Below are 18,674 nucleotides of genomic sequence, written 5' to 3'. Positions count from 1 at the left end.
GCTCCTGAAGGGGACTTGACGCCACGCTCACGTGAGCTAGATCAAATTCTTCGTTTAGCCGCCTAGACCACCAGTTGCAACTTTTTGATACTTAGCTCAGGAATTTAATTTCTGGGTCAATTTCTGCAAAAGTATAGAGTTTAGTTTTTTTACAGGAGCGATCGCCTTTCAACCCTGATTATCCAAACTCAGAAAGTTTAGAATTTGAGTTACAAGAGATATAGCTTACTGGCAGAAGGGTTAGGCAATGAGTGAAACTCAGACCCAGTTACCGACAGATACATGGATTTATGCTTCTTGGCAAGAGTATGAGGAAGCGATCGCTAACTTGCTCGACGAGAAGGGAAAGAGTTACTACTACAAAGGATATATGAGACTGGAGATGCCAGCAGGTACAGGAATTGTCAAACTTGATCGGTATCCTGCGCCAGATTTGGTGATTGAGATTGCTAAAACATCTCTGCTGGATGACTTGGGTACAAAGCGATCGCTCTATGAAGAGTTAGGCGTTGCTGAATATTGGGTAGTGGATGTACAAAATGCCCAAATCATTGCTTATGCGATCGTAGATCAAGGCAGTAGACGTATACGTGAATCACAGGTATTGCCTGGATTAGCGATGTCTATTTTAGAAGAAGCTTTACGCCGTAGTCGTGAAATGAGTCAATCTGAAGTTGGAACTTGGTTATTAAGCCAGTTTCAGCAAAAGGAGGATTGAGGATTGCCAAGTTTTACACTCAGAACTCGACAGTTACATTTCAAAACCCAAAACTTCGACCTCAGAACTCCAACGTTCGAGCAAAAAGGTTGAACTTCCGAGTAAAAAGCTCGGTATTCCGAGTTCAAAGGCTCAACATCCGAGTAAAAAGCTCGGACTTCCGAGTTCAGATGCTCAACATCCGAGTAAAAAGCTCGGTATTCCGAGTTCAAAGGCTCAACATCCGAGTAAAAAGCTCGGTATTCCGAGTTAAAAGGCTCAACGACCCATATTGGGTTAGGAGTTAGTATGTGGGCGATTATCGTGTTTTGAGCTTCACATATTCCACCAGACGATTTATAATCGCCTGGGCTAGGTGCAAAATGTGAGTTAAAAACATTTTTGCCTACGAACGTGATAGAAAATACTTATATGATTTTTCCCCCATAGTATAAGGATTACAGATAATGCAAGTTCTAAAAAGAGCCATCAAACCACAAACCTATATATCGTTCCTCCACATTTACCAAACTACTTGGGGGACTGCTGGTGATATTTGTTTAATCCGTGAATCTGTAGCTAATGAAAGTACAGCAAAGTTTGTCGGTCACAAAATCCAACTAGCACTGCCAAAAGGGTTAGAGCGCGATCGCATCGCCAACTGTCCGATCATCAAAGTTGCGGGTAATGTCGGCGACGGACACCCTAAAGAGCATCCGTTGGAATGGGAAGCTTATGAAGGTGTAGATGTAGAAATAGCTCTAGCGGCTCTCAAACCTTGGAACTTCAAGTTAATTGAACTTTAATGTGGCGATTTGACAAGCTCAACTCGCTTTCGTTCTTCTGAAACTATTTTTTCCCCTAGCGCCATCAGACATTGGCTCAAATGGAAAAATTCATCTAATAGACATAGGAGTGAAATTAATTATGCGTTGCCCGAAATCCTTGGTAGGCATAATTCATAAATTGTACTACGTCATTTTCACTCCTACGTCTAATCTACTAAACCAGGTTTCTAAATCCGCGTAGTTTACCGCCATAGGCATCGCCTGAAAATCCAACAATGCTTCACCGAGATTTTCTAATTGTTCTAAGGAGAGAGTTTCAATACGGTCTAGCACCTCTTGGGGTAATTCTCCCACCCTTCGAGTCAGTTGACGGAGAATCAGCAATTGCCCTTCTGCTTTTCGTCCTCTTAGTTCTCCTCGTTGTTCCCCTTCTCTTAGAATTTCTTGATAAATCACTGACTCGCGCATCATACCCTCCCGAAATAATTGTCGAATCAAATCTTGATTGTATTTTAACCCCCCTAAGATTTGGGTGTAAGCGGAAATTTCGGGTCGTTGTCTTGGCTCAAGTTGATTAACTTTTCCCACAACTTGTTGTAACAAAACTTCAGGTTGCGTGGTTGCTGCCAAGGATGCTAATGATAACAAGGAAGCTCATTATTATACTCTGGGCGTATCTTTTTAAATTCCTGTACTATTTACATTAATATTCCATTTCTAGCTAAGTTGAGTTATCAGACAGTAAAAACATAACTGTAGCGGTTCCTGATTTACTAGTAAAAACCTAACTCCCTTCTCTTTCCCTACCAAGGAAAGGGCAGAAACAGCCTTTATTACTAAAGAAATTACGAATTATACAAATGCATCTACGCATAATTAAAAAGCGATCGTCGCCCTTTTTCCTTTTTCTCTTTACCCTGCTGTTGACACTCCTCCTTGCCCTGCCTTGGGTGAGTGCGAAAGAACCACCTCAAGAAGCGTGGCAAATTAACGGTATCTTTGTTGCTTTGGATGATGGATATGACGGAGTAAAGCAACTCGCTTTTCAAAAATTCAATGAATATAATCTAAGAGATTTAAAATCAGTGGTTCACAAACCAGAGGATATTGCAAAGAGAGTTCTCAACATCCTCAAGGATAAAACTGTTAACCCAAGTGTTCGTGAGAGTGCAGCAGAGGCATTGGGAAATCTGGGGGAGGCAGCCAAGCCCTACGTCAAAGACATTGTTGACTTCCTCAAGGATAAAACTGTTAACCCAAGTGTTCGTTACCTTGCAGCTTGGAATTTGGGAGATTTAGGGGAGGCTGCCAAACCCTACGTCAAAGACATCGCTGACATCCTCAAGGATAAAACTATTGACCCAAGTGTTCGTTCCGGTGCAGCAATGGCATTGGGAAATCTGGGGGAGGTAGCCAAACCCTACGTCAAAGACATCGCCGACTTCCTCAAGGATAAAACCGTTGACCCAAGTGCTCGTTCCGGTGCAGCTTATGCATTGGGAAATTTGGGGGAGGTAGCCAAACCCTACGTCAAAGACATCGCCGACATCCTCAAGGATAAAACCGTTGACCCAAGTGTTCGTTCCGGTGCAGCTTATGCATTGGGAAATTTGGGGGAGGCAACCAAACCCTACGTCAAAGATATCACTGACATCATCAAGGATAAAACTGTTGACCCAAGTGTTCGTTCCGGTGCAGCAGAGGCATTGAAAAATTTGGGGGAGGTAGCCAAACCCTACGTCAAAGACATCGCCGACATCCTCAAGGATAAAACTATTGACCCAAGAGTTCGTTACGTTGCAGCAGAGGCATTGGGAGATTTAGGGGAGGCTGCCAAACCCTACGTCAAAGACATCCTCGACTTCCTCAAGGATAAAACTATTGACCCAAGTATTCGTTCCGGTGCAGCTTATGTATTGGGAAAACTGGGGGAGGTAGCCAAACCCTACGTCAAAGATATCGCCGACATCCTAAATGATAAAACTGTTGACCCAAGTGTTCGTTCCGGTGCAGCAGTGGCATTGGGAAATCTGGGGGAGGGTGTCAAAGGCCTCCTCGACTTCCTCAAGGATGAAACCGTTGACTCAATTGTTCGTTCCAATGCAGCTCGGGATTTGGCAGATCTGAGGGAGGTAGCCAAACCCTATGTCAAAGACATCCTTGACTTCCTCAAAGATAAAACTGTTGACTCAATTGTTCGTTACATTGCAGCAGAGGGATTCGTAAATCTGGGGGAGGCAACTAAACCCTATGCCAAAGACATCATCGACTTCCTCAAGGATAAAACCGTTGACCCAAATGTTCATTCCGTTGCAGCGTTGGCATTGGTAAATCTGAGAGAGGCAGCCAAACCCTACGTCAAAGACATGGCTGACATCCTCAAGGATAAAACTGTTGACCCAAGTGTTCGTAGAAGTGCAGCGTTGGCATTGGGGAATCTGGGAGACGTTTCCAAACCCTACGTCAAAGACATTCTCGACTTCCTCAAGGATAAAACCATTAACCCAAATGTTCGTTACGGGGCAGCAGAGGCATTGGAGAAGATAGAACAACTTGACCTAAATAATGTTGTGGTAATTCTGGATAGCATCTATTACGCAAATAAATCAGAATTTGAACAGTGGCGATTTTTGACATATTTCCTTGGTGGCGGCACTAATGAAGTCAAAACACTGCTGACATGGCTAGGTTTTCCTGACACTAAAACGATTCCTGCTCAATTGAGTCATGAGCAAGGTGATAAAACTCTCAAAATCTTTGCCCAAGCCTGGGAACCGAGTCGAGATTTGGCACGATTACGAGAAGACTTAGCAAAGCAAATTGCTGTAGTTGCGAAAAAAGTCTCTTGGCGATCGCAAGACATTCTCATCCTAGAAACTCACTACAACAATCTCAAAAAAGCTGGATACAAGGAAGTTGATTTGTTGCAATCAGTAATAGTTAACCTCAAGGGTTGATAGTGGTTTTTTAACGCCAGAACTACTATTTTGATTCATGCTGCTTTTTGGCTAGCCCTCATCTTCGCTTGTCCCAAATTTTCCCAACTCCAAGCTATCTTCTTCTGGAACCCTTGGGTAAGACGTATCTTAGGTGTGGGCTATGTCGGCTACCTTTGTGCAATTATTCCGGTCTAGGTCGATAGTTAACTGACACAGGGACGGGGAGACGAGTTCTAGTCTTTCTTATTAACTACATTTTTGTATCAGTTAAAGTATTGCACTAATCTTACATTTGTAGGTAGAAAAGCAAAAGTTTTTATCATAAATTTTGTAATTATACTTTTAGATAGATAACATTTAAATCTTTACTCCATCGCCAGATAGATAAATTTCTGACGCTAGTTTATTAAATTAACTCAGGGGTGTTCTAAAGTAGGGATTATTTAATAATGCCAGACAGTCCTGGATTAGGAGAACAGGCGCTAAATAAAGCGGCAGAAATAGGTTTATCTAGCCAGTTAGATGAAGTAGAAAATTTAGATGTAAACATCAAAACAGACCCGCTTAAACTGGTTCAGGGACAGGTGGATGCAGTCACTATTAAAGGTGAAGGTTTAGTAATGCAGAAAGACCTTCGCATGGAGGAATTGGAAATGCAAATGAGTAGAACTAGGCAAATTAACTCTGCAAGCTGAAGCTTATGTTGAACAAATTCCTTCTGCTTAATTAAAATAGGATACTAATAATGGAAAGTACAGAAACAACACAATCAACTTCAACACCGTTCCCAAATATCCCACCACTTATTGAAAGTAACGACAGTGAATATCTTGATAGCGGCGTACCGAGTACAGTTGCGATCGCCGGACATCCCCTACACCCCTTAAGTGTGATCTTTCCCATCGCATTTTTAGCCGCCGCCTTAGGAAGCGATTTCGGCTACTGGTTAACAAAAGATTTCTTCTGGGCGAGGGCTTCCCTATGGTTAATCGGACTCGGATTAGGTGGAGGACTTCTCGCAGCAGCGATCGGACTAAGCGACTTTTTGAAAATTGAACGAGTCCGCAAGCGCAGCGCTGGTTGGACGCATTTGATACTTAATGTTTCTCTCCTAGTTTTAACACTCGTTAACCTCCTCCTGCGCTTAGGTGATGCTGAATCCCGAATACTACCTTGGGGACTAGTTCTCTCAGTGCTTGTTGGTACGCTGACTAGCCTTTCTGGCTGGTTCGGCGCTGAACTCTCCTATCGCCACAAAATCGGCGTAGTGGGTGCTGGTAGTAGAAGATATCCATAACGGAATAATTCGTAATTGAAGAAGAATTCAGAAGTCAGAATACAGGAATCAGAATCAAGACGCTCTTTACGAGACGCGGCTCTATCCACAAGTCGCACAGAATTTAATTCTGTTAGCGGATATCTAAGGTTTAGCCCATTCTGACTCCTGACTCCTGAATTCTTTCTTGTTAACATTCAATATTACGAATTATCGAGAAACGACTATGCAGAGGCTAAAATTCTGCTTAGTCTCTAAGCTTTCAGAAAATGCGCCAAAACCGTAACCAAACAATATTTATTATTCTTTCTCTGCTCATCGTTGTACCGATGGGCTTTTTCTTTAAGTATTACACTGGGACTGCCCATCAGTGGTTTAATGACTATGGAGCAGCTGTATTTTACGAAATATTTTGGTGTCTGTTCGCATTTTGGTTTTTTAGAAGCCAGTCAGCAGTAATCCAAATTCCTATATGGGTTTTTGTCATCACCTGTATACTGGAATTCTTGCAACTTTGGCATCCACCACTATTAGAGGATATTCGCGCCACCTTAATCGGTAAATTGTTACTTGGCACTACCTTTGTTTGGTGGGATTTTCCTCATTATGTATTGGGTTGTGTTTTAGGTTGGTTGTGGCTGCGACAATTACAGAAAATAGGTTATGCAAAAAAAAGTCAAGGTTAAACCTAATTCAAAACAGCAAAAAATTGAAGAGCAATCTGATGGCAGTCTGACTATGTATTTAAAATCGCCCCCAGTTGATGGTAAGGCTAATGAAGAGTTAATTAAACTACTAGCAAAGAAATTTGATGTAGCCAAATCTCATATCAAAATTAAATCAGGTTTGTCCTCTCGGCAAAAGCTAATAGAAATTGATACAGATATGTAGTTGCTGCTTAGTAATGCCTTCTTGTGAACACTCTGCCTCTTCCTAAATGTAAAACTATCTCACACCTGATAGATCCCCTATCAGAGCCAAGAAACGAGAGACAGAAACTCGCAAAGCCGAATTTTTAAGCTTGTGTAATACTGATATAACTTGGCTGAGTTTTGACTCTTTCTATCCAAGCTTGAATTGCCGGAAATTGGGTTAAATCGAACCCACCTTCATTAGCTACATGAGTATAAGCGAACAAGGCAATATCAGCAATCGTGTAACGTTCTCCCACAAAAAAAATGTGAGAAGTTAAATGTTTTTCCATCAAGTTAAGTGCTGCATAACCAGGTTCACGTTTTTGTTTTATAGCTTCACTATATTCTTCAGTTTTACCTAAAATAGAAATCCAAAATCTTGATGTAGCAATAAAAGGTTCATGGCTATACTGTTCAAAACATAACCATTGCAGCACTTGCGCTCGTAAAAAGCGATCATAGGGTAAAAATTCTGTGCATTCACTCAAATACACCAAGATGGCATTTGATTCTGCCAAGTATTTACCTGGCTCGATTTCCAGAACGGGTATCTTCCCATTGGGATTTTTACTTAAAAACTCTGGTGTTCGTGTCTCGCCTTTCAAGATGTTAAGCTCTACCCTCTCAAAAGGCATACCTAGTTGTGTCAATAAAAGACGTATCTTATAACCATTGCCAGAAGGTAAAAAATCGTACAGACGCATTAGTTCCATGTTAAAATACAGTTAGTAATATGTTGATAAGTGAAAGTTCAAAGTACAATATTTTACCAAAAGATTTTCTTAAAAACCGGATATTTTTTTTATATTTACCTTCTGAGTACTACACAAAATCATCCGAAAAAATAAAAAAAGTATTGTTTGTTTCTAAATTGAGATGTTTAGTTTAGTTAGTAGTTGAGAATAACAGTATGTGTGGAAGATTTACTCTAAACCAGTCAGCAGCAGCTTTAGCTCAAGTTTTCCATGTTCAAGAAGTTCCAGATTTAGCAGCCGAATATAACATCGCACCTACGCAAATGGTGGCAACAGTGTTACAAAATCCCGAAGGCGGAAAGCGGGAATTTAAGCAGTTACATTGGGGGTTAATTCCCTCATGGGCAAAAGATGCAGGGATGGGGGTAAAACTGATTAACGCTAGGGCAGAAACTGTTGCCGAAAAACCGGCTTTTCGGTCAGCTTTTAAGCATCGACGCTGTTTAGTGCTAGCTGATGGCTTTTATGAGTGGCAAGGGCAACAAGGTAAGAAGCAGCCGTTTTATTTTCGTCTTCAAGATGGGCAACCCTTCGCCTTTGCCGGTTTGTGGGAGAGATGGCGATCGCCTGCTAACGAGGAGATAATCTCTTGTACAATTTTGACAACGGCAGCCAATGAATTACTCCAACCTATCCACGAGCGGATGCCAGTGATTCTAGAGCCGCAAGATTACGATTTATGGCTAGATTCCCAAGTGCAAACGCCCCAAACCCTACAACAACTATTGCGTCCCTATCCAGCGCCAGCAATGACTGCCTATGCAGTTAGCACCCTAGTAAACAACTCTCGGCACAATAGTTCGGAATGCATCATGCCCCTCAGTGAGAAGAATGCCCCCGCAAATCAGTTAAATTAGCTATTGAGTGTACTAAAGGATTGGGGAGAATGGGAGTAACCAATGCCCAATGCCCAATGCCCAATGCCCAATGCCCAATGCCCAATGCCCAATGCCCAATACTTAATATTCAGAAACAAATATGCCAAGAACGCAAAAAAACGATAATTTTATTGACAAATCCTTTACTGTGATGGCGGATATTATCTTGAAGATCCTACCAGCCAACAAAAAAGCCAAAGAAGCGTTTGTTTATTATCGAGATGGTATGTCAGCCCAAGCAGATGGGGAATATGCTGAAGCATTGGATTGCTATGAAGAAGCTCTAACACTAGAGGAAGACACCAACGATCGCGGCTATATTCTCTATAATATGGGGCTAATCTATGCCAGCAACGGCGACCACCACAAAGCTTTAGAACTGTATCACCAAGCAGTTGAGTTAAACCCACGCCTACCCCAAGGCTTGAACAACATCGCCGTAATTTATCACTACCAAGGCGAAAAGGCCAAAGAAGCTGGCGATCACGACGGTGGCGAGGCACTGTTTGACCAAGCCGCAGACTACTGGGTTCGAGCTATTCGGATGGCTCCCAATAATTATATCGAAGCCCAAAACTGGTTAAAAACCACTGGGCGATCGCAAATTGACGTATTCTTCTAAAAACGAGGAGTTATGAATTATGAATCATTAACTCCTAACTCATAACTCCTAACTATAAAAAAATATGATTGACCAAGAACAAGTTCACAAAGTAGCTAATCTGGCTCGTTTAGAATTGACTCCAGAAGAAGAGAAACAATTTACTACTCAGTTGGGAGATATTCTGGATTATATCCAACAGTTGAATGAACTTGATGTCACGAATGTATCCCCAACAACACGGGCAATTGATGTCAGTAATATCACCCGTGAGGATGAGTTGCAACCCTATGCTGACCGGGAAAGCATTCTCAACAATGCGCCTGAACAGGAAGGTGAATTTTTCAAAGTACCAAAAATCCTCAATGCTGAATAGTCAAAAGCTATTGATTGAAGCTCGATAGCTCATCGCTTTTTCTAGCAGATAATGGTTCGCTAATAGCGATCGCGAACCATGTCTTTTTTTCGACATCCGGTAAAAGTCAGCTGATTATCTGATTGAAACCAGCAAATTTTGATTAATCGTCATTTTTAGATCGGTATTTGGGTCAATTGCAACTAAATCAACACTATCTCTACCAAAGATCAGACCAACCAACGCACCGACACCAGCGCCACCCAAGACTTCTTCTGTCGCAATGGCTTTATCGCCAGTGATAGCAGATATTGCAGTTGCTGCACCTGCGCCCAATACAGTATTCTTGATAATTGAACTAGTACTGATACCTTTCTTGACGGTTTCAGTTTTGGTAATCACTTCAGAACTAGCATTCAGTTGATACTCTTGGCCTGTGGTCAAAACCAGTTTCTCAGCAACAAATTGAGAACCGCCCGTAGCAGGTTTGAGTTGACCCATAACTTGACTACCAGCAGGAATCACTATAGTTCCTTGTTGCGTAAGTACGTTTTGGGATACTGTCAATGTCAATGGCGCTGTTTCATCCTTTGTAACCAGGATTTTTTCTGCCTTGTCATACTTCACAGGGATAGCAGTACCTTGAGGAATTGTGACTGATAGAGGCGTTGTGGTAGTAGGAGTAGTAGGTTGTCCAAGAGCCACGACATAAGGCGAGTTCATTGCTGAGGCTTGATTAGAACTAACCAATGCTTGGTAAATAAAAGCTGCTACCTGGGCACGAGTGGCGGTTGCAGTTGGATTTAGAAACTTGACATTCGGATAGTTTACGACAATTTGCTTCTCAGTTGCGGCTGCGATCGGGCTACGAGCATAGCTAGCGATGTTAGAAGCATCGTTGAAGTATTGCAGAGTGCTTTCGGTATTAACCCTGGCAGTATATTGCAGACCGTTAGCGAGGGAAACTAAAACCTGCTGGCGGGGAATAGCTTGGTTCGGCTCAAAGCGATTACCAGGATAACCAGATAAGAAACCTATAGTGTAGGCTTGCTGAATGGCACTGGATGCCCAATAGTTGCTTGGTACATCAGTAAAATTGATTGCTTGCCGTTGCTGTGCTTTTTGGAAAGCTTTATTGACCATAGCGGCAAATTGAGCGCGTGTTACCGCTTCTTCTGGGCGGAAGCTACCATCAGGAAATCCAGCAATAACACCTCGTTGTGACAATTGTTGAATAAATTGTGCTGCCCAATAGTTAGATGAAACATCAGAAAAAGTAGTTTGAGCTAAAGATGGCGAAGCTGTAATTAAAGGCGCTACAGCCCCCACTGTGAGGCTCAAAGCCATGAGTGCGGCTGTTCTAGATTGCCAACGATTTAAAGTAAACATTGTTTTTTACTCCAGTAGAATTAGTTTTTTGCTATTAATTAATCAGACATTTACCGAAGTATAAGGTTCCCAATTATTTCTACTTTTTGTAAAAACCATTACCTTCGGAATACAGTCATAATCTAAAAACCCATGTCAAAGGAAGTAGGTAATAGAAGTAGTGTAATCACCCGATTATTTCTATGAAACAAAGGTCTGGAAACAACTAGACAAACTTGGCGTCATCCGAGGATTTTGCACCCTATTTAGTGACCTACATTAGTAGGATACAAATTCTCAAGAGCGATCGCGATGTCTACAATGGGCGTAGATGCAGCACACACTCCATATTAATGTAACCATTTTCATTTTCGGAATATGCCTATAGACAGGTCTAATAAATTTCAGAAACAAACTCAGTGAATCCCCGTCATTAAATACATCACCTACACAAAGGACAACCCTCTTATGACTCGCCTACATCAATGGAAATCTGGAACTGTTGCATTTATGGCAATGGCAGTTACTACAAGCGTCGTTAGCCCCCTATTTAGCTTGGCTCCTGCTAATGCTCAATATAGAATTGGGCAAGACAGAATTGGACAATATGGAAATGTTACTATTCCTTCTGGAGTAGCTTTTCCTGTTACCTACGAAAAAGAGACAATTACTGTTGCTCCTGGGGAAAGTAAATCCCTAACTTTGAGAATAGCCAATGACATTATCGACAGAAACAGAAATGTCTTGATTCCCGCCGGTACTAAAGTAATTGGACGGTTGGAATCTGTTGACTTAGACAATTATTCAAGAGATACAGATGAGAACAAAGGAAAAGGTGTGCGGTTTGTAGCTCAAGAATTAGAGTTTTCTAATGGTCGGCGTCAGTCAATTAATGCAACTTCTCGGACATACACCACAACTCAAAAAGTTTCACAGAGTCCTAGCACAGGTCAGGTTTTAACTGATGCAGCTATTGGTGGAGGTGCTGGTCTTTTAGGTTCACTAATTACTGGTAATCGCAGAATTGACGATTTAAAACCTGTTATCGGTGCGGCTGCAGGTGCGGGTGCGAGTATCTTGTTGCGGAAAAAAGAAGCCAATGTCTTTGTCCTCAGACCTGCACAGGATTTGAGGCTCACACTGAATTCTAACTTGAATTTAGTACCACCATCTCGCTACTAAATTTAACTCAATTCAAGTCGTGACTTTAATCATTCCTTATAGGCGATCGCAACTTTAACTATAGTATGCGATCGCCTTCATTTTTAACCCTAGTTAGTGAGTCAGAGGGACTAGATAGTTGCTCGTAGTCCTTTGGTGTATCAATATCAACTGCACCTAATGGAAATGGAACGGAGAACACTTCGTTGAGGTGTCTATTAATCAAATGTTTTGCGCCAACATTCTCTCCTAACGCTGCTAGTTCTGAGAAAAATATCTGGCTGAATAAAGCAGGTACGCCTAATGTTTCGGCATATTGGGAGGCGATGATCGGTTTTCCTGTGGAATAATATGCTTCAACCAAGAGATTGATAATTTCAGAAGAAAGAAATGGCTGGTCACAAACAGCAATAACTGCTGCATCTACACTTTCAAGCGATAGAATTCCGCTACGAATTGAAGCGCTCATTCCTAAATTCCATTGGGGGTTTTCAATCACTTGCACAGAAGGCTGTGTGACTTCAGAGCGTATCTGTTGGGCATTTGCTCCCAAAACAACTATTACAAGTTTGCACACTGAAGCGATCGCACTCTCAATTGTATGCTTAAGTAAGCTGCTTCCTTGGTAAGGCAAAAGTTGTTTAGGCTTACCCATACGGGTTGATGCACCTGCTGCCAGAATAATAATCGCAACATTTGATTTAGCTAACAAAGCTTTTTCTGAGTCTCTCATCCGAAAATTGGTTGTAGATTTAAAATAAAACCAGGAAGAACATCTTCACCAGATAAACTGATCGGAGATTGTAAAACTTCAGGTGCAAGATTTGGACGATAAATTATTACTTGTTGATCTTTGGGATTAATTAACCAACCAAGTTGTAAACCATTTGCTAAGTATTCCTGCATCTTGGCTTGAGTATCTTCCACATCATCAGTTTCAGAAACCAATTCCACTGCAAAATCTGGACATAAGGGGAGATATTTTTTTCTTTTTTCTGGCGTGAGAGCATCCCACCGTTCCATCTTTATCCAAGAAGCATCATGGGAGCGAGTTGCACCATTAGGAAGTTTAAAACCAGTAGAAGAATCAAAAGCTTTACCTAAATTATTTTTACTATTCCAAAACCACAGTTGACCTAATAAATCAAAATTCCGATTACCCGTTTCTCCCCCAGTGGGTGACATGATTACTAATTCCCCCTCAGCAGTTAATTCCAATCGCAACTCTTTATTAACAGCAACAATCTGTTCAAATTCCTCATCTGTAAATTTGAGATTAGGAGGTAATTGTAAAGTTAAAGCAGTCATAAACTACCTCACAAATTACTAATTACTAATTGAGTTTCCTTGGTTTCATTGCGTTGGTGAATTGGTAAAGCGCGCTCTTTCAAAAAGCCACCATAACGGTTTGACAGCACAGCTTGAATCTCAGCGATAATCGATAAGGCGATCGCTTCAGGTGTATCGGCTCCAATATCAATACCCACAGGAGCATACAACCTTTGTAGCTGTTCGGTAGTGTAATCTACTCCCTCTGCACGTAAATCTTGAAGTAATCTTTCAGTGCGATGTTTCGCCCCCAAAAAGCCTAAGTAGCTTGCAGGAGATGACATTAGCATTTTTAGGATTTCTAAATCATCAAGATAATTATGAGTCATCACCACGGCAATAGTGCGCGCATTCACCATTATTTGCTTGTGTAGAATCTCTCGACGAGTGAGAATTACCTCATCAGCCATTGAAAAACGCTCTTTAGTTGCCTCACTGGCTCGACAATCAACAATAGTAACGTGCCAACCCAAAGCTTTGGCAAACTGCGCCGTGGGTACAGCGTCATAACCTGCACCAAAAATTATTAGGCGTGTGGGCGGTTGGATAACTTCAATAAAGACATCAACTTTACCTGATAATAGTTGATATTTGTTGACACTTGAATGTTGAGATTGAAGGGCGATTTGAGCGTCTTTAGTGAGGGAAACAGTCAAAGAAGATTCTGCAATATCAGTAGTTACATTACCATCTGGATTGAGCATTAAACGTGCCCCAACTTTAATGTTAACTTTACCCTCTACAGCAAAAACAGTTGCAATAATACCTTGCTGCTGGTTACAGAAACATTGTTTAATGAAAGCAACAGGGTTAAGTAGGCGATCGCTTAGACATTCAATCAAGACTTGCACCACTCCGTTACAGCCCAGCCCAAATCCCCAGACAATATCTTCATCCGCAGTCGTGTCATAAATGACAACTATCGGTTGTCTATCTGGCATTGAGAAGCGAGTATGCTCAAATACATCTTTTTCCAAGCAACCACCGCTAATAGTTCCTACCATTTGCCCTGCTTCTGTCATCAACATTCGCGCACCTGGTTGGCGATAAGTAGAGCCTTCAACATTAACAACAGTAGCAAGAAATACTGGTTCGGCATTGTGTTGACTTTCTTCAAATGCCTTTAAAATCGCGTGTAGCTCGTTCATTACCAATTAGAAGGTGACATATAGTTTTACAACAGTTTTCATGTATTTAAACCACATCTGTCGTAGGGGCAACTTAACGTCAAAAGGGCGGTTAGAAACCACGTCTACACAGGCAAAACCCACCTCTGTGGGTTAAAAAATCCTAATTTTCTCTTAGTCCGCAGAGGCGGACTTTGTTTGTGTAGCCGCGAATTCCATTCGCTAGGGCTTAAATTGACACTTGTTCTTTTAAAATTCTGAAAGTTCCGAGTTCAAAGGTCGGAGTTTCGAGTTTAAAGGTCGAAGCTTCGAGTTCAAAGGCCGGAGTTCCGAGTTCAGAGGTCGAAGCTCCGAGTTCAGAGCTAGTAATCAATAGAAATTGCAGTCTTATACAGACTCACCTTGATAGAGTTACTCCTAACTCTCTTATTACAACAACTTGTCAGGTGTAATAGGTAAATCACGAATGCGCTTACCTGTGGCATGATAAACTGCATTTGCGATCGCTGCTGAAACACCTGTAATTCCAATTTCGCCTACACCTCGTACACCTGCTGGATTGAAGTTGAGATCAGGTTCGCCGACGAAGAACACCTCAATGCGAGGAATATCTGCGTGGGATGCCAAGTGATAGGTAGCAAGGTCATAAACTACGGGATAGCCAACGTTTGGATCAAGATGGCACTCCTCCATTAAGGCTTGCCCGATACCCATGATCACGCCACCACGTACTTGACTCGCTGCTGTCTTAGAGTTAATAACTCGCCCGATATCCATCACTGACACCCAGCGCGTTATCCGTAAACGTCCGATTTCTTCATCGACGCTGACTTCGCAAAAATGTGTGCCCCAAGACTGGAATGCCCATTTCTTCGCTTCATCACCAGGGGCGGAAGATGCTGTGGCTTCAAATGCTGCGCGTCCAGATTTACCCAGAGTTGCAAACGCTTCTTGTGCAGTCTTAGCATTAGCAGTTTTCAAAACTTGCTCACAAGCTACCATCACCGCCGGGACGAGGGATGCTGTCATCATGGAACCACCCGCCAAGCCGCCATCTGGGAGTAACGAGTCGCCCATCTCTACTTGTATTTTTTTGACAGGTAGCCCCAATGCGTCTGCTGCTGTGGCCGCAACAACGGTATATGCGCCAGTACCCATGTCATTCCCCGCCGTCAGAACATGAGCAGTACCGTCTGGTAGCAGCCTTACTTTCACTGATGCTTTACCCCGCAAGCCAGGGAAAGTTGATCCTGCCATTCCCCAACCCACGAGTTGACCATCGCGTGTCAAAGAACGCGGCTGTTTTGGTCTGTCTTTCCAGCCAAATTGCTCTGCACCAACTCGCAAACAGTCAGCAAAATGTTTGGCAGAGAACGGCTGACCCTTACGCTGGTGTTCTTTAGCTTCGTTTTTGAGGCGCAGTTCCACTGGGTCAATCTTCAGCATCCAGGCTAGTTCGTCCATCGCCGACTCCAACGCCCACATCCCAGGATTCTCTCCTGGCCCGCGCATAAATGTTGGTGTACCGATGTTCAGCACCGCTAGTTCCTGTGTCAGTTGCAAATTCGGCGCTGTGTACATAACTGGCGTGACTCCCGTACAGGGTTCTGCGAAGACTTCCACTGGTGAAGTACAGGATTTGGCCTCGTGGGCGATCGCAGTTAAAATACCATCAGCAGTTGCTCCTAAACGCACAGTTTGCTCAGTTTCCGAGCGGTGTCCTGAGTTCGCTGTCATTTGCCGACGGCTGAGGACGACTCTGAGAGGACGCTGGAGTTTACGAGCAGCCGCAGCACAGAGAATACCGTGAGGCCAGGGAAAGGCTTTGCAGCCGAAGGCTCCACCCAAGAAAGGCGTAACGACGCGAACCCGCTCAGATGGGAGTCCGAAGAGTTCCGCGTATGTGCGCTGGGTTGCGAACACCCACTGCGATGGTTCGTAAACAGTGAGTGAATTTGCATCTTGCCAGTGGGCAATGATCGCATGGGGTTCCATCGGCGCGTGCATTTCGGTAGAAGTCTTGTAGGTAGCTGTAAGCTTCGTTGTTGCACCTGCTACCCCTGTCGCAAAATTCCCCTTTTCAAACTTTGGCTCCTCACCCATCTGGGGTGGAGCCTCCTTGAAGGTGGCTTTGGCAGCTTCCACGACTGGCTTTTGAGTTGCGTATTCTACCTTAACTAAATGCGCCGCATCACGCGCCCGCTCAAAGGTATCTGCCACTACCAAGCCGATAATTTGCCCTGCATAGTGAATTTTGTCATCCGACAACGGCAGACGAGCCTCGTAGATTTTCGAGGTCATAAAGTCGTTGGTTGGCATAAACACCTTGGGCAAGTTTTTATGCGTGAAAACATCTATTACCCCTGATGCCTTTTCTGCTGCACTGGTGTCGATGCTTTTAATTTGCCCATTAGCAATGCTGGCGGTGACCAGATAACCGTGAACTAGACCCGGAATTTGATGCTCTGCGGCGTAGGTTGCCGTACCTGTAACCTTTGCCCGTCCATCCTTGCGGCTGACATCAGTCCCAATTACTTTGTTCATGCTACGCCTCCTCCTTTAGCTGAAACCGTGAGTGCACGACGAATTGCCCGCTTTGCTAAGTCAACTTTGAAACTGTTGTAAGTTAATGGCTTGGCTCCTTGAAGGGCAATTTCTGCTGCCTGTTGAAAGGTTGCGGCATTGGCAGTTTTGCCGATTAAAAACTTTTCTGCTTCTGTTGGCCGCCAAGGTTTGTGAGCTACTCCACCCAATGCCAAGCGGACATCCTTAATCTGTTCGCCCTCTAAATCAAGAGCCGCCGCTACAGAGATTAACGCAAAAGCATAGGAAGTGCGATCGCGTAACTTGAGATAAACCCCTGATTTGGCAAAGGTTACTGGGGGAACAATCACAGAAATAATCAACTCACCTGGCTCTAAGTTTGTATCTCGCTGGGGTGTGTTCCCTGGTAATCGGTGAAAGTCTGTAAATGGAATCTGCCGCCTACCTTTGGTGCCTTCCACAACAACAACAGCATCCAGAGCCGCGAGAGGCACACACATATCCGAAGGTTGAACTGCCACGCATTGGTCACTAGCCCCCAGGATGGCGTGCATCCGGTTGATGCCCGTTGCTGCTGGACAGCCGCTTCCTGGTTGCCGTTTGTTGCAAGCAAAGGCGGTATCGTAATAATACGGGCAGCGAGTGCGTTGCAATAGGTTGCCGCCTACGGTTGCCATATTGCGGATTTGCTGAGACGCACCAGCCAGAATTGCCCGGGACAATATTGGATAATCGCGGCGAACATCGGCATGGTCTGCTACTGCTGTGTTACTTACCAGCGCTCCAATGCTCAAACCACCCGCACTTGTCCGTTCAATGCGCTTCATATCTAATCGAGAGATGTCGATCAGTTGCGATGGCTCATCTAGGAAGACTTTCAGACGGTCAACCAAATTCGTACCACCTGCAATCAACATGGCATTTTGGTCGGTAGTTGCCCGTTGAACGGCATCTTTCACAGAGTTAGCACGAATGTAAGTGAAGTTCTTCATTTGAGCATCTCCTGGGGTTCCTTGACCATCACAGTTGCCGCCGGAGAAGGCGGTTTTTGTCCCGTTACCTGCTGCACTGCTGCCACAATGCCGTTATAAGCGCTACATCGACAGAGATTACCACTCAGCCTTTCCTTAATTTCAGCCTCAGAGAGTTCAGCCAACTGTGGGGGACGAGTTAAATCTGGCGTAACAACACTGGCACAGCCTCGTTTAACTTCATCAAGTAAGGCAACAGAAGCACAAATTTGTCCTGGGGTACAATAGCCGCACTGAAAGCCATCGTTATCAACGAATGCTGCTTGCATGGGATGGAGAGTGTCGCCTTTCGCTAACCCTTCAATAGTGACGATCGCCTTGTCTTCCTGCATCACTGCTAGAGTCAGGCAGGAATAAACTCGCTGACCATCGATTAGAACAGTACAGGCTCCACATTGTCCATGATCGCACCCCTTTTTGCTGCCCACTAGCCCCAAGCGATCGCGCAGGGCATCTAAGAGTGTGACACGCGGCTCAAGGTCGAGGGTTTGCTGCTCACCGTTAACAGTAAGTTTCATCTTGATCTCACCTGGATTACTCTGAATAACGTCCTTTGCTACAGTTGCCTGATTGAGCAATGAGGGAGCGGCTATAGCCGTTCCGGCAGCAGTCAGTGCCCGCCCCAAAAAACCGCGTCGGGATGTTTTTCCCACCCCTTTTTTCTTGTGTTGCATGATTGGTACTTCTAAATTGAATAATGCGGTAATTCTGACAACTTAGCTATTTAGTATTGTGTACATAATTCAAGTCGAGTGCAGGTAATAAGCTGAGAAAATCAGGAAAAATCAGACAAAGTACACCTTCTGAAATAGCCTGATTATCCTTTCAGCCGTGAATTTAGGATAACATTCGTGTTTGTCTGACTATTTATTTAAGGAGGGTTAGCAAATATCAAGCCTTAACCCAAGCGT

At 43.5% G+C, this 18,674-nt stretch carries 18 protein-coding genes and 2 pseudogenes; 11 read left to right on the top strand and 9 right to left on the bottom strand.

Annotation, left to right across the window (positions count from 1 at the left end):
• Positions 1–247 precede the first annotated feature (247 nt).
• Together ACEW80_RS28385 and ACEW80_RS28380 are read left to right on the top strand one after the other, a co-directional pair.
• A complete protein-coding gene (locus ACEW80_RS28385) occupies positions 248–718 on the top strand; it encodes a Uma2 family endonuclease (RefSeq protein ID WP_373529809.1) in 471 nt (156 codons plus the stop codon).
• 446 nt (positions 719–1,164) lie between these two features.
• Positions 1,165–1,503 carry a hypothetical protein gene (locus ACEW80_RS28380; RefSeq protein WP_373529808.1) on the top strand — a complete coding sequence of 113 codons (339 nt, stop codon included), beginning with the start codon at positions 1,165–1,167 and terminating at the stop codon, positions 1,501–1,503.
• A gap of 165 nt (positions 1,504–1,668) precedes the next feature.
• Here the strand turns inward: ACEW80_RS28380 and ACEW80_RS28375 are convergent, their stop codons facing one another.
• Positions 1,669–2,133 carry a DUF4351 domain-containing protein gene (locus ACEW80_RS28375; RefSeq protein ID WP_373529807.1) on the bottom strand — a complete coding sequence of 155 codons (465 nt, stop codon included), beginning with the start codon at positions 2,131–2,133 and terminating at the stop codon, positions 1,669–1,671.
• 212 nt (positions 2,134–2,345) lie between these two features.
• Here ACEW80_RS28375 and ACEW80_RS28370 point away from each other — a divergent pair.
• From ACEW80_RS28370 to ACEW80_RS28350, 5 genes and pseudogenes are all read left to right on the top strand, one after another.
• Positions 2,346–4,613: pseudogene (locus tag ACEW80_RS28370) on the top strand (HEAT repeat domain-containing protein); the annotation flags it as partial.
• A gap of 260 nt (positions 4,614–4,873) precedes the next feature.
• A pseudogene (locus tag ACEW80_RS28365) lies at positions 4,874–5,089 on the top strand (DUF2993 domain-containing protein); the annotation flags it as partial.
• 80 nt (positions 5,090–5,169) lie between these two features.
• Entirely contained in the window at positions 5,170–5,721 is a 552-nt protein-coding gene (locus tag ACEW80_RS28360) for a DUF2231 domain-containing protein (protein ID WP_373529806.1), read from the top strand.
• Positions 5,722–5,969: 248 nt separating this feature from the next.
• Positions 5,970–6,386 carry a DUF2809 domain-containing protein gene (locus ACEW80_RS28355; protein ID WP_373529805.1) on the top strand — a complete coding sequence of 139 codons (417 nt, stop codon included), beginning with the start codon at positions 5,970–5,972 and terminating at the stop codon, positions 6,384–6,386.
• Entirely contained in the window at positions 6,364–6,591 is a 228-nt protein-coding gene (locus tag ACEW80_RS28350) for a DUF167 domain-containing protein (RefSeq protein WP_373529804.1), read from the top strand. Before ACEW80_RS28355 ends, ACEW80_RS28350 begins: the two co-directional genes overlap by 23 nt.
• 124 nt (positions 6,592–6,715) lie before the next feature.
• Here ACEW80_RS28350 and ACEW80_RS28345 read toward each other — a convergent pair whose 3' ends face one another.
• Positions 6,716–7,327, bottom strand: coding sequence for a glutathione S-transferase family protein (locus ACEW80_RS28345; protein ID WP_373529803.1), 612 nt, complete (start codon positions 7,325–7,327; stop codon positions 6,716–6,718).
• A 197-nt stretch (positions 7,328–7,524) separates the two neighbouring features.
• Between ACEW80_RS28345 and ACEW80_RS28340 the strand changes: the two genes are divergently transcribed.
• From ACEW80_RS28340 to gatC, 3 genes are all read left to right on the top strand, one after another.
• Positions 7,525–8,226, top strand: a complete 702-nt coding sequence (locus tag ACEW80_RS28340) for an SOS response-associated peptidase (RefSeq protein WP_373529802.1) — start codon at positions 7,525–7,527, stop codon at positions 8,224–8,226.
• 121 nt (positions 8,227–8,347) lie between these two features.
• Positions 8,348–8,869 carry a photosystem I assembly protein Ycf3 gene (locus ACEW80_RS28335; RefSeq protein WP_373529801.1) on the top strand — a complete coding sequence of 174 codons (522 nt, stop codon included), beginning with the start codon at positions 8,348–8,350 and terminating at the stop codon, positions 8,867–8,869.
• Between the two features lie 64 nt (positions 8,870–8,933).
• Positions 8,934–9,224 carry an Asp-tRNA(Asn)/Glu-tRNA(Gln) amidotransferase subunit GatC gene (gene gatC / locus ACEW80_RS28330; protein ID WP_373529800.1) on the top strand — a complete coding sequence of 97 codons (291 nt, stop codon included), beginning with the start codon at positions 8,934–8,936 and terminating at the stop codon, positions 9,222–9,224.
• Positions 9,225–9,338: 114 nt separating this feature from the next.
• On the opposite strand, the gene ACEW80_RS28325 is transcribed toward gatC, so the two are convergent.
• Positions 9,339–10,592 carry an S-layer homology domain-containing protein gene (locus tag ACEW80_RS28325; RefSeq protein ID WP_373529799.1) on the bottom strand — a complete coding sequence of 418 codons (1,254 nt, stop codon included), beginning with the start codon at positions 10,590–10,592 and terminating at the stop codon, positions 9,339–9,341.
• Positions 10,593–11,039: 447 nt separating this feature from the next.
• Here ACEW80_RS28325 and ACEW80_RS28320 point away from each other — a divergent pair, with 447 nt between their 5' ends.
• Entirely contained in the window at positions 11,040–11,753 is a 714-nt protein-coding gene (locus ACEW80_RS28320; RefSeq protein WP_373529798.1) for a conjugal transfer protein TrbI, read from the top strand.
• A gap of 58 nt (positions 11,754–11,811) precedes the next feature.
• Here ACEW80_RS28320 and ACEW80_RS28315 read toward each other — a convergent pair whose 3' ends face one another.
• The 6 genes from ACEW80_RS28315 to ACEW80_RS28290 all read right to left on the bottom strand — a co-directional run bounded on the left by ACEW80_RS28315 (position 11,812) and on the right by ACEW80_RS28290 (position 18,437).
• Positions 11,812–12,465, bottom strand: coding sequence for an NTP transferase domain-containing protein (locus tag ACEW80_RS28315; protein ID WP_373529797.1), 654 nt, complete (start codon positions 12,463–12,465; stop codon positions 11,812–11,814).
• On the bottom strand, positions 12,462–13,040 hold the full coding sequence (locus ACEW80_RS28310) for a Uma2 family endonuclease (RefSeq protein WP_373529796.1): 579 nt from the start codon (positions 13,038–13,040) through the stop codon (positions 12,462–12,464). Before ACEW80_RS28310 ends, ACEW80_RS28315 begins: the two co-directional genes overlap by 4 nt.
• Positions 13,041–13,048: 8 nt before the next feature.
• On the bottom strand, positions 13,049–14,209 hold the full coding sequence (locus ACEW80_RS28305; RefSeq protein ID WP_373529795.1) for an XdhC family protein: 1,161 nt from the start codon (positions 14,207–14,209) through the stop codon (positions 13,049–13,051).
• A gap of 408 nt (positions 14,210–14,617) precedes the next feature.
• Positions 14,618–16,732, bottom strand: coding sequence for a xanthine dehydrogenase family protein molybdopterin-binding subunit (locus ACEW80_RS28300; protein WP_373529794.1), 2,115 nt, complete (start codon positions 16,730–16,732; stop codon positions 14,618–14,620).
• Positions 16,729–17,724, bottom strand: coding sequence for a xanthine dehydrogenase family protein subunit M (locus ACEW80_RS28295; RefSeq protein ID WP_373529793.1), 996 nt, complete (start codon positions 17,722–17,724; stop codon positions 16,729–16,731). The genes ACEW80_RS28300 and ACEW80_RS28295 overlap by 4 nt, the downstream gene beginning before the upstream one ends.
• Positions 17,721–18,437, bottom strand: coding sequence for a 2Fe-2S iron-sulfur cluster-binding protein (locus ACEW80_RS28290; RefSeq protein WP_373529792.1), 717 nt, complete (start codon positions 18,435–18,437; stop codon positions 17,721–17,723). The genes ACEW80_RS28295 and ACEW80_RS28290 overlap by 4 nt, the downstream gene beginning before the upstream one ends.
• Between the last annotated feature and the right edge of the window lie 237 nt (positions 18,438–18,674).

The sequence above is a fragment of the Nostoc sp. genome (assembly GCF_041747015.1).
Lineage (GTDB): Bacteria > Cyanobacteriota > Cyanobacteriia > Cyanobacteriales > Nostocaceae > Nostoc.
The sequence above is the reverse complement of the archived record's forward strand: the minus strand, read 5'-3'. Positions and strand labels throughout refer to the sequence as shown.

Excerpts from the sequence above, each read along its gene's own strand:
- ACEW80_RS28385 (WP_373529809.1), top strand. The coding sequence starts at position 248 with ATGAGTGAAACTCAGACCCAGTTACCGACAGATACATGGATTTATGCT.
- ACEW80_RS28380 (WP_373529808.1), top strand. The coding sequence starts at position 1,165 with ATGCAAGTTCTAAAAAGAGCCATCAAACCACAAACCTATATATCGTTC.
- ACEW80_RS28360 (WP_373529806.1), top strand. The coding sequence starts at position 5,170 with ATGGAAAGTACAGAAACAACACAATCAACTTCAACACCGTTCCCAAAT.
- ACEW80_RS28355 (WP_373529805.1), top strand. The coding sequence starts at position 5,970 with ATGCGCCAAAACCGTAACCAAACAATATTTATTATTCTTTCTCTGCTC.
- ACEW80_RS28350 (WP_373529804.1), top strand. The coding sequence starts at position 6,364 with ATGCAAAAAAAAGTCAAGGTTAAACCTAATTCAAAACAGCAAAAAATT.
- ACEW80_RS28345 (WP_373529803.1), bottom strand. The coding sequence starts at position 7,327 with ATGGAACTAATGCGTCTGTACGATTTTTTACCTTCTGGCAATGGTTAT.
- ACEW80_RS28340 (WP_373529802.1), top strand. The coding sequence starts at position 7,525 with ATGTGTGGAAGATTTACTCTAAACCAGTCAGCAGCAGCTTTAGCTCAA.
- ACEW80_RS28335 (WP_373529801.1), top strand. The coding sequence starts at position 8,348 with ATGCCAAGAACGCAAAAAAACGATAATTTTATTGACAAATCCTTTACT.
- gatC (WP_373529800.1), top strand. The coding sequence starts at position 8,934 with ATGATTGACCAAGAACAAGTTCACAAAGTAGCTAATCTGGCTCGTTTA.
- ACEW80_RS28325 (WP_373529799.1), bottom strand. The coding sequence starts at position 10,592 with ATGTTTACTTTAAATCGTTGGCAATCTAGAACAGCCGCACTCATGGCT.
- ACEW80_RS28320 (WP_373529798.1), top strand. The coding sequence starts at position 11,040 with ATGACTCGCCTACATCAATGGAAATCTGGAACTGTTGCATTTATGGCA.
- ACEW80_RS28315 (WP_373529797.1), bottom strand. The coding sequence starts at position 12,465 with ATGAGAGACTCAGAAAAAGCTTTGTTAGCTAAATCAAATGTTGCGATT.
- ACEW80_RS28310 (WP_373529796.1), bottom strand. The coding sequence starts at position 13,040 with ATGACTGCTTTAACTTTACAATTACCTCCTAATCTCAAATTTACAGAT.
- ACEW80_RS28305 (WP_373529795.1), bottom strand. The coding sequence starts at position 14,209 with ATGAACGAGCTACACGCGATTTTAAAGGCATTTGAAGAAAGTCAACAC.
- ACEW80_RS28300 (WP_373529794.1), bottom strand. The coding sequence starts at position 16,732 with ATGAACAAAGTAATTGGGACTGATGTCAGCCGCAAGGATGGACGGGCA.
- ACEW80_RS28295 (WP_373529793.1), bottom strand. The coding sequence starts at position 17,724 with ATGAAGAACTTCACTTACATTCGTGCTAACTCTGTGAAAGATGCCGTT.
- ACEW80_RS28290 (WP_373529792.1), bottom strand. The coding sequence starts at position 18,437 with ATGCAACACAAGAAAAAAGGGGTGGGAAAAACATCCCGACGCGGTTTT.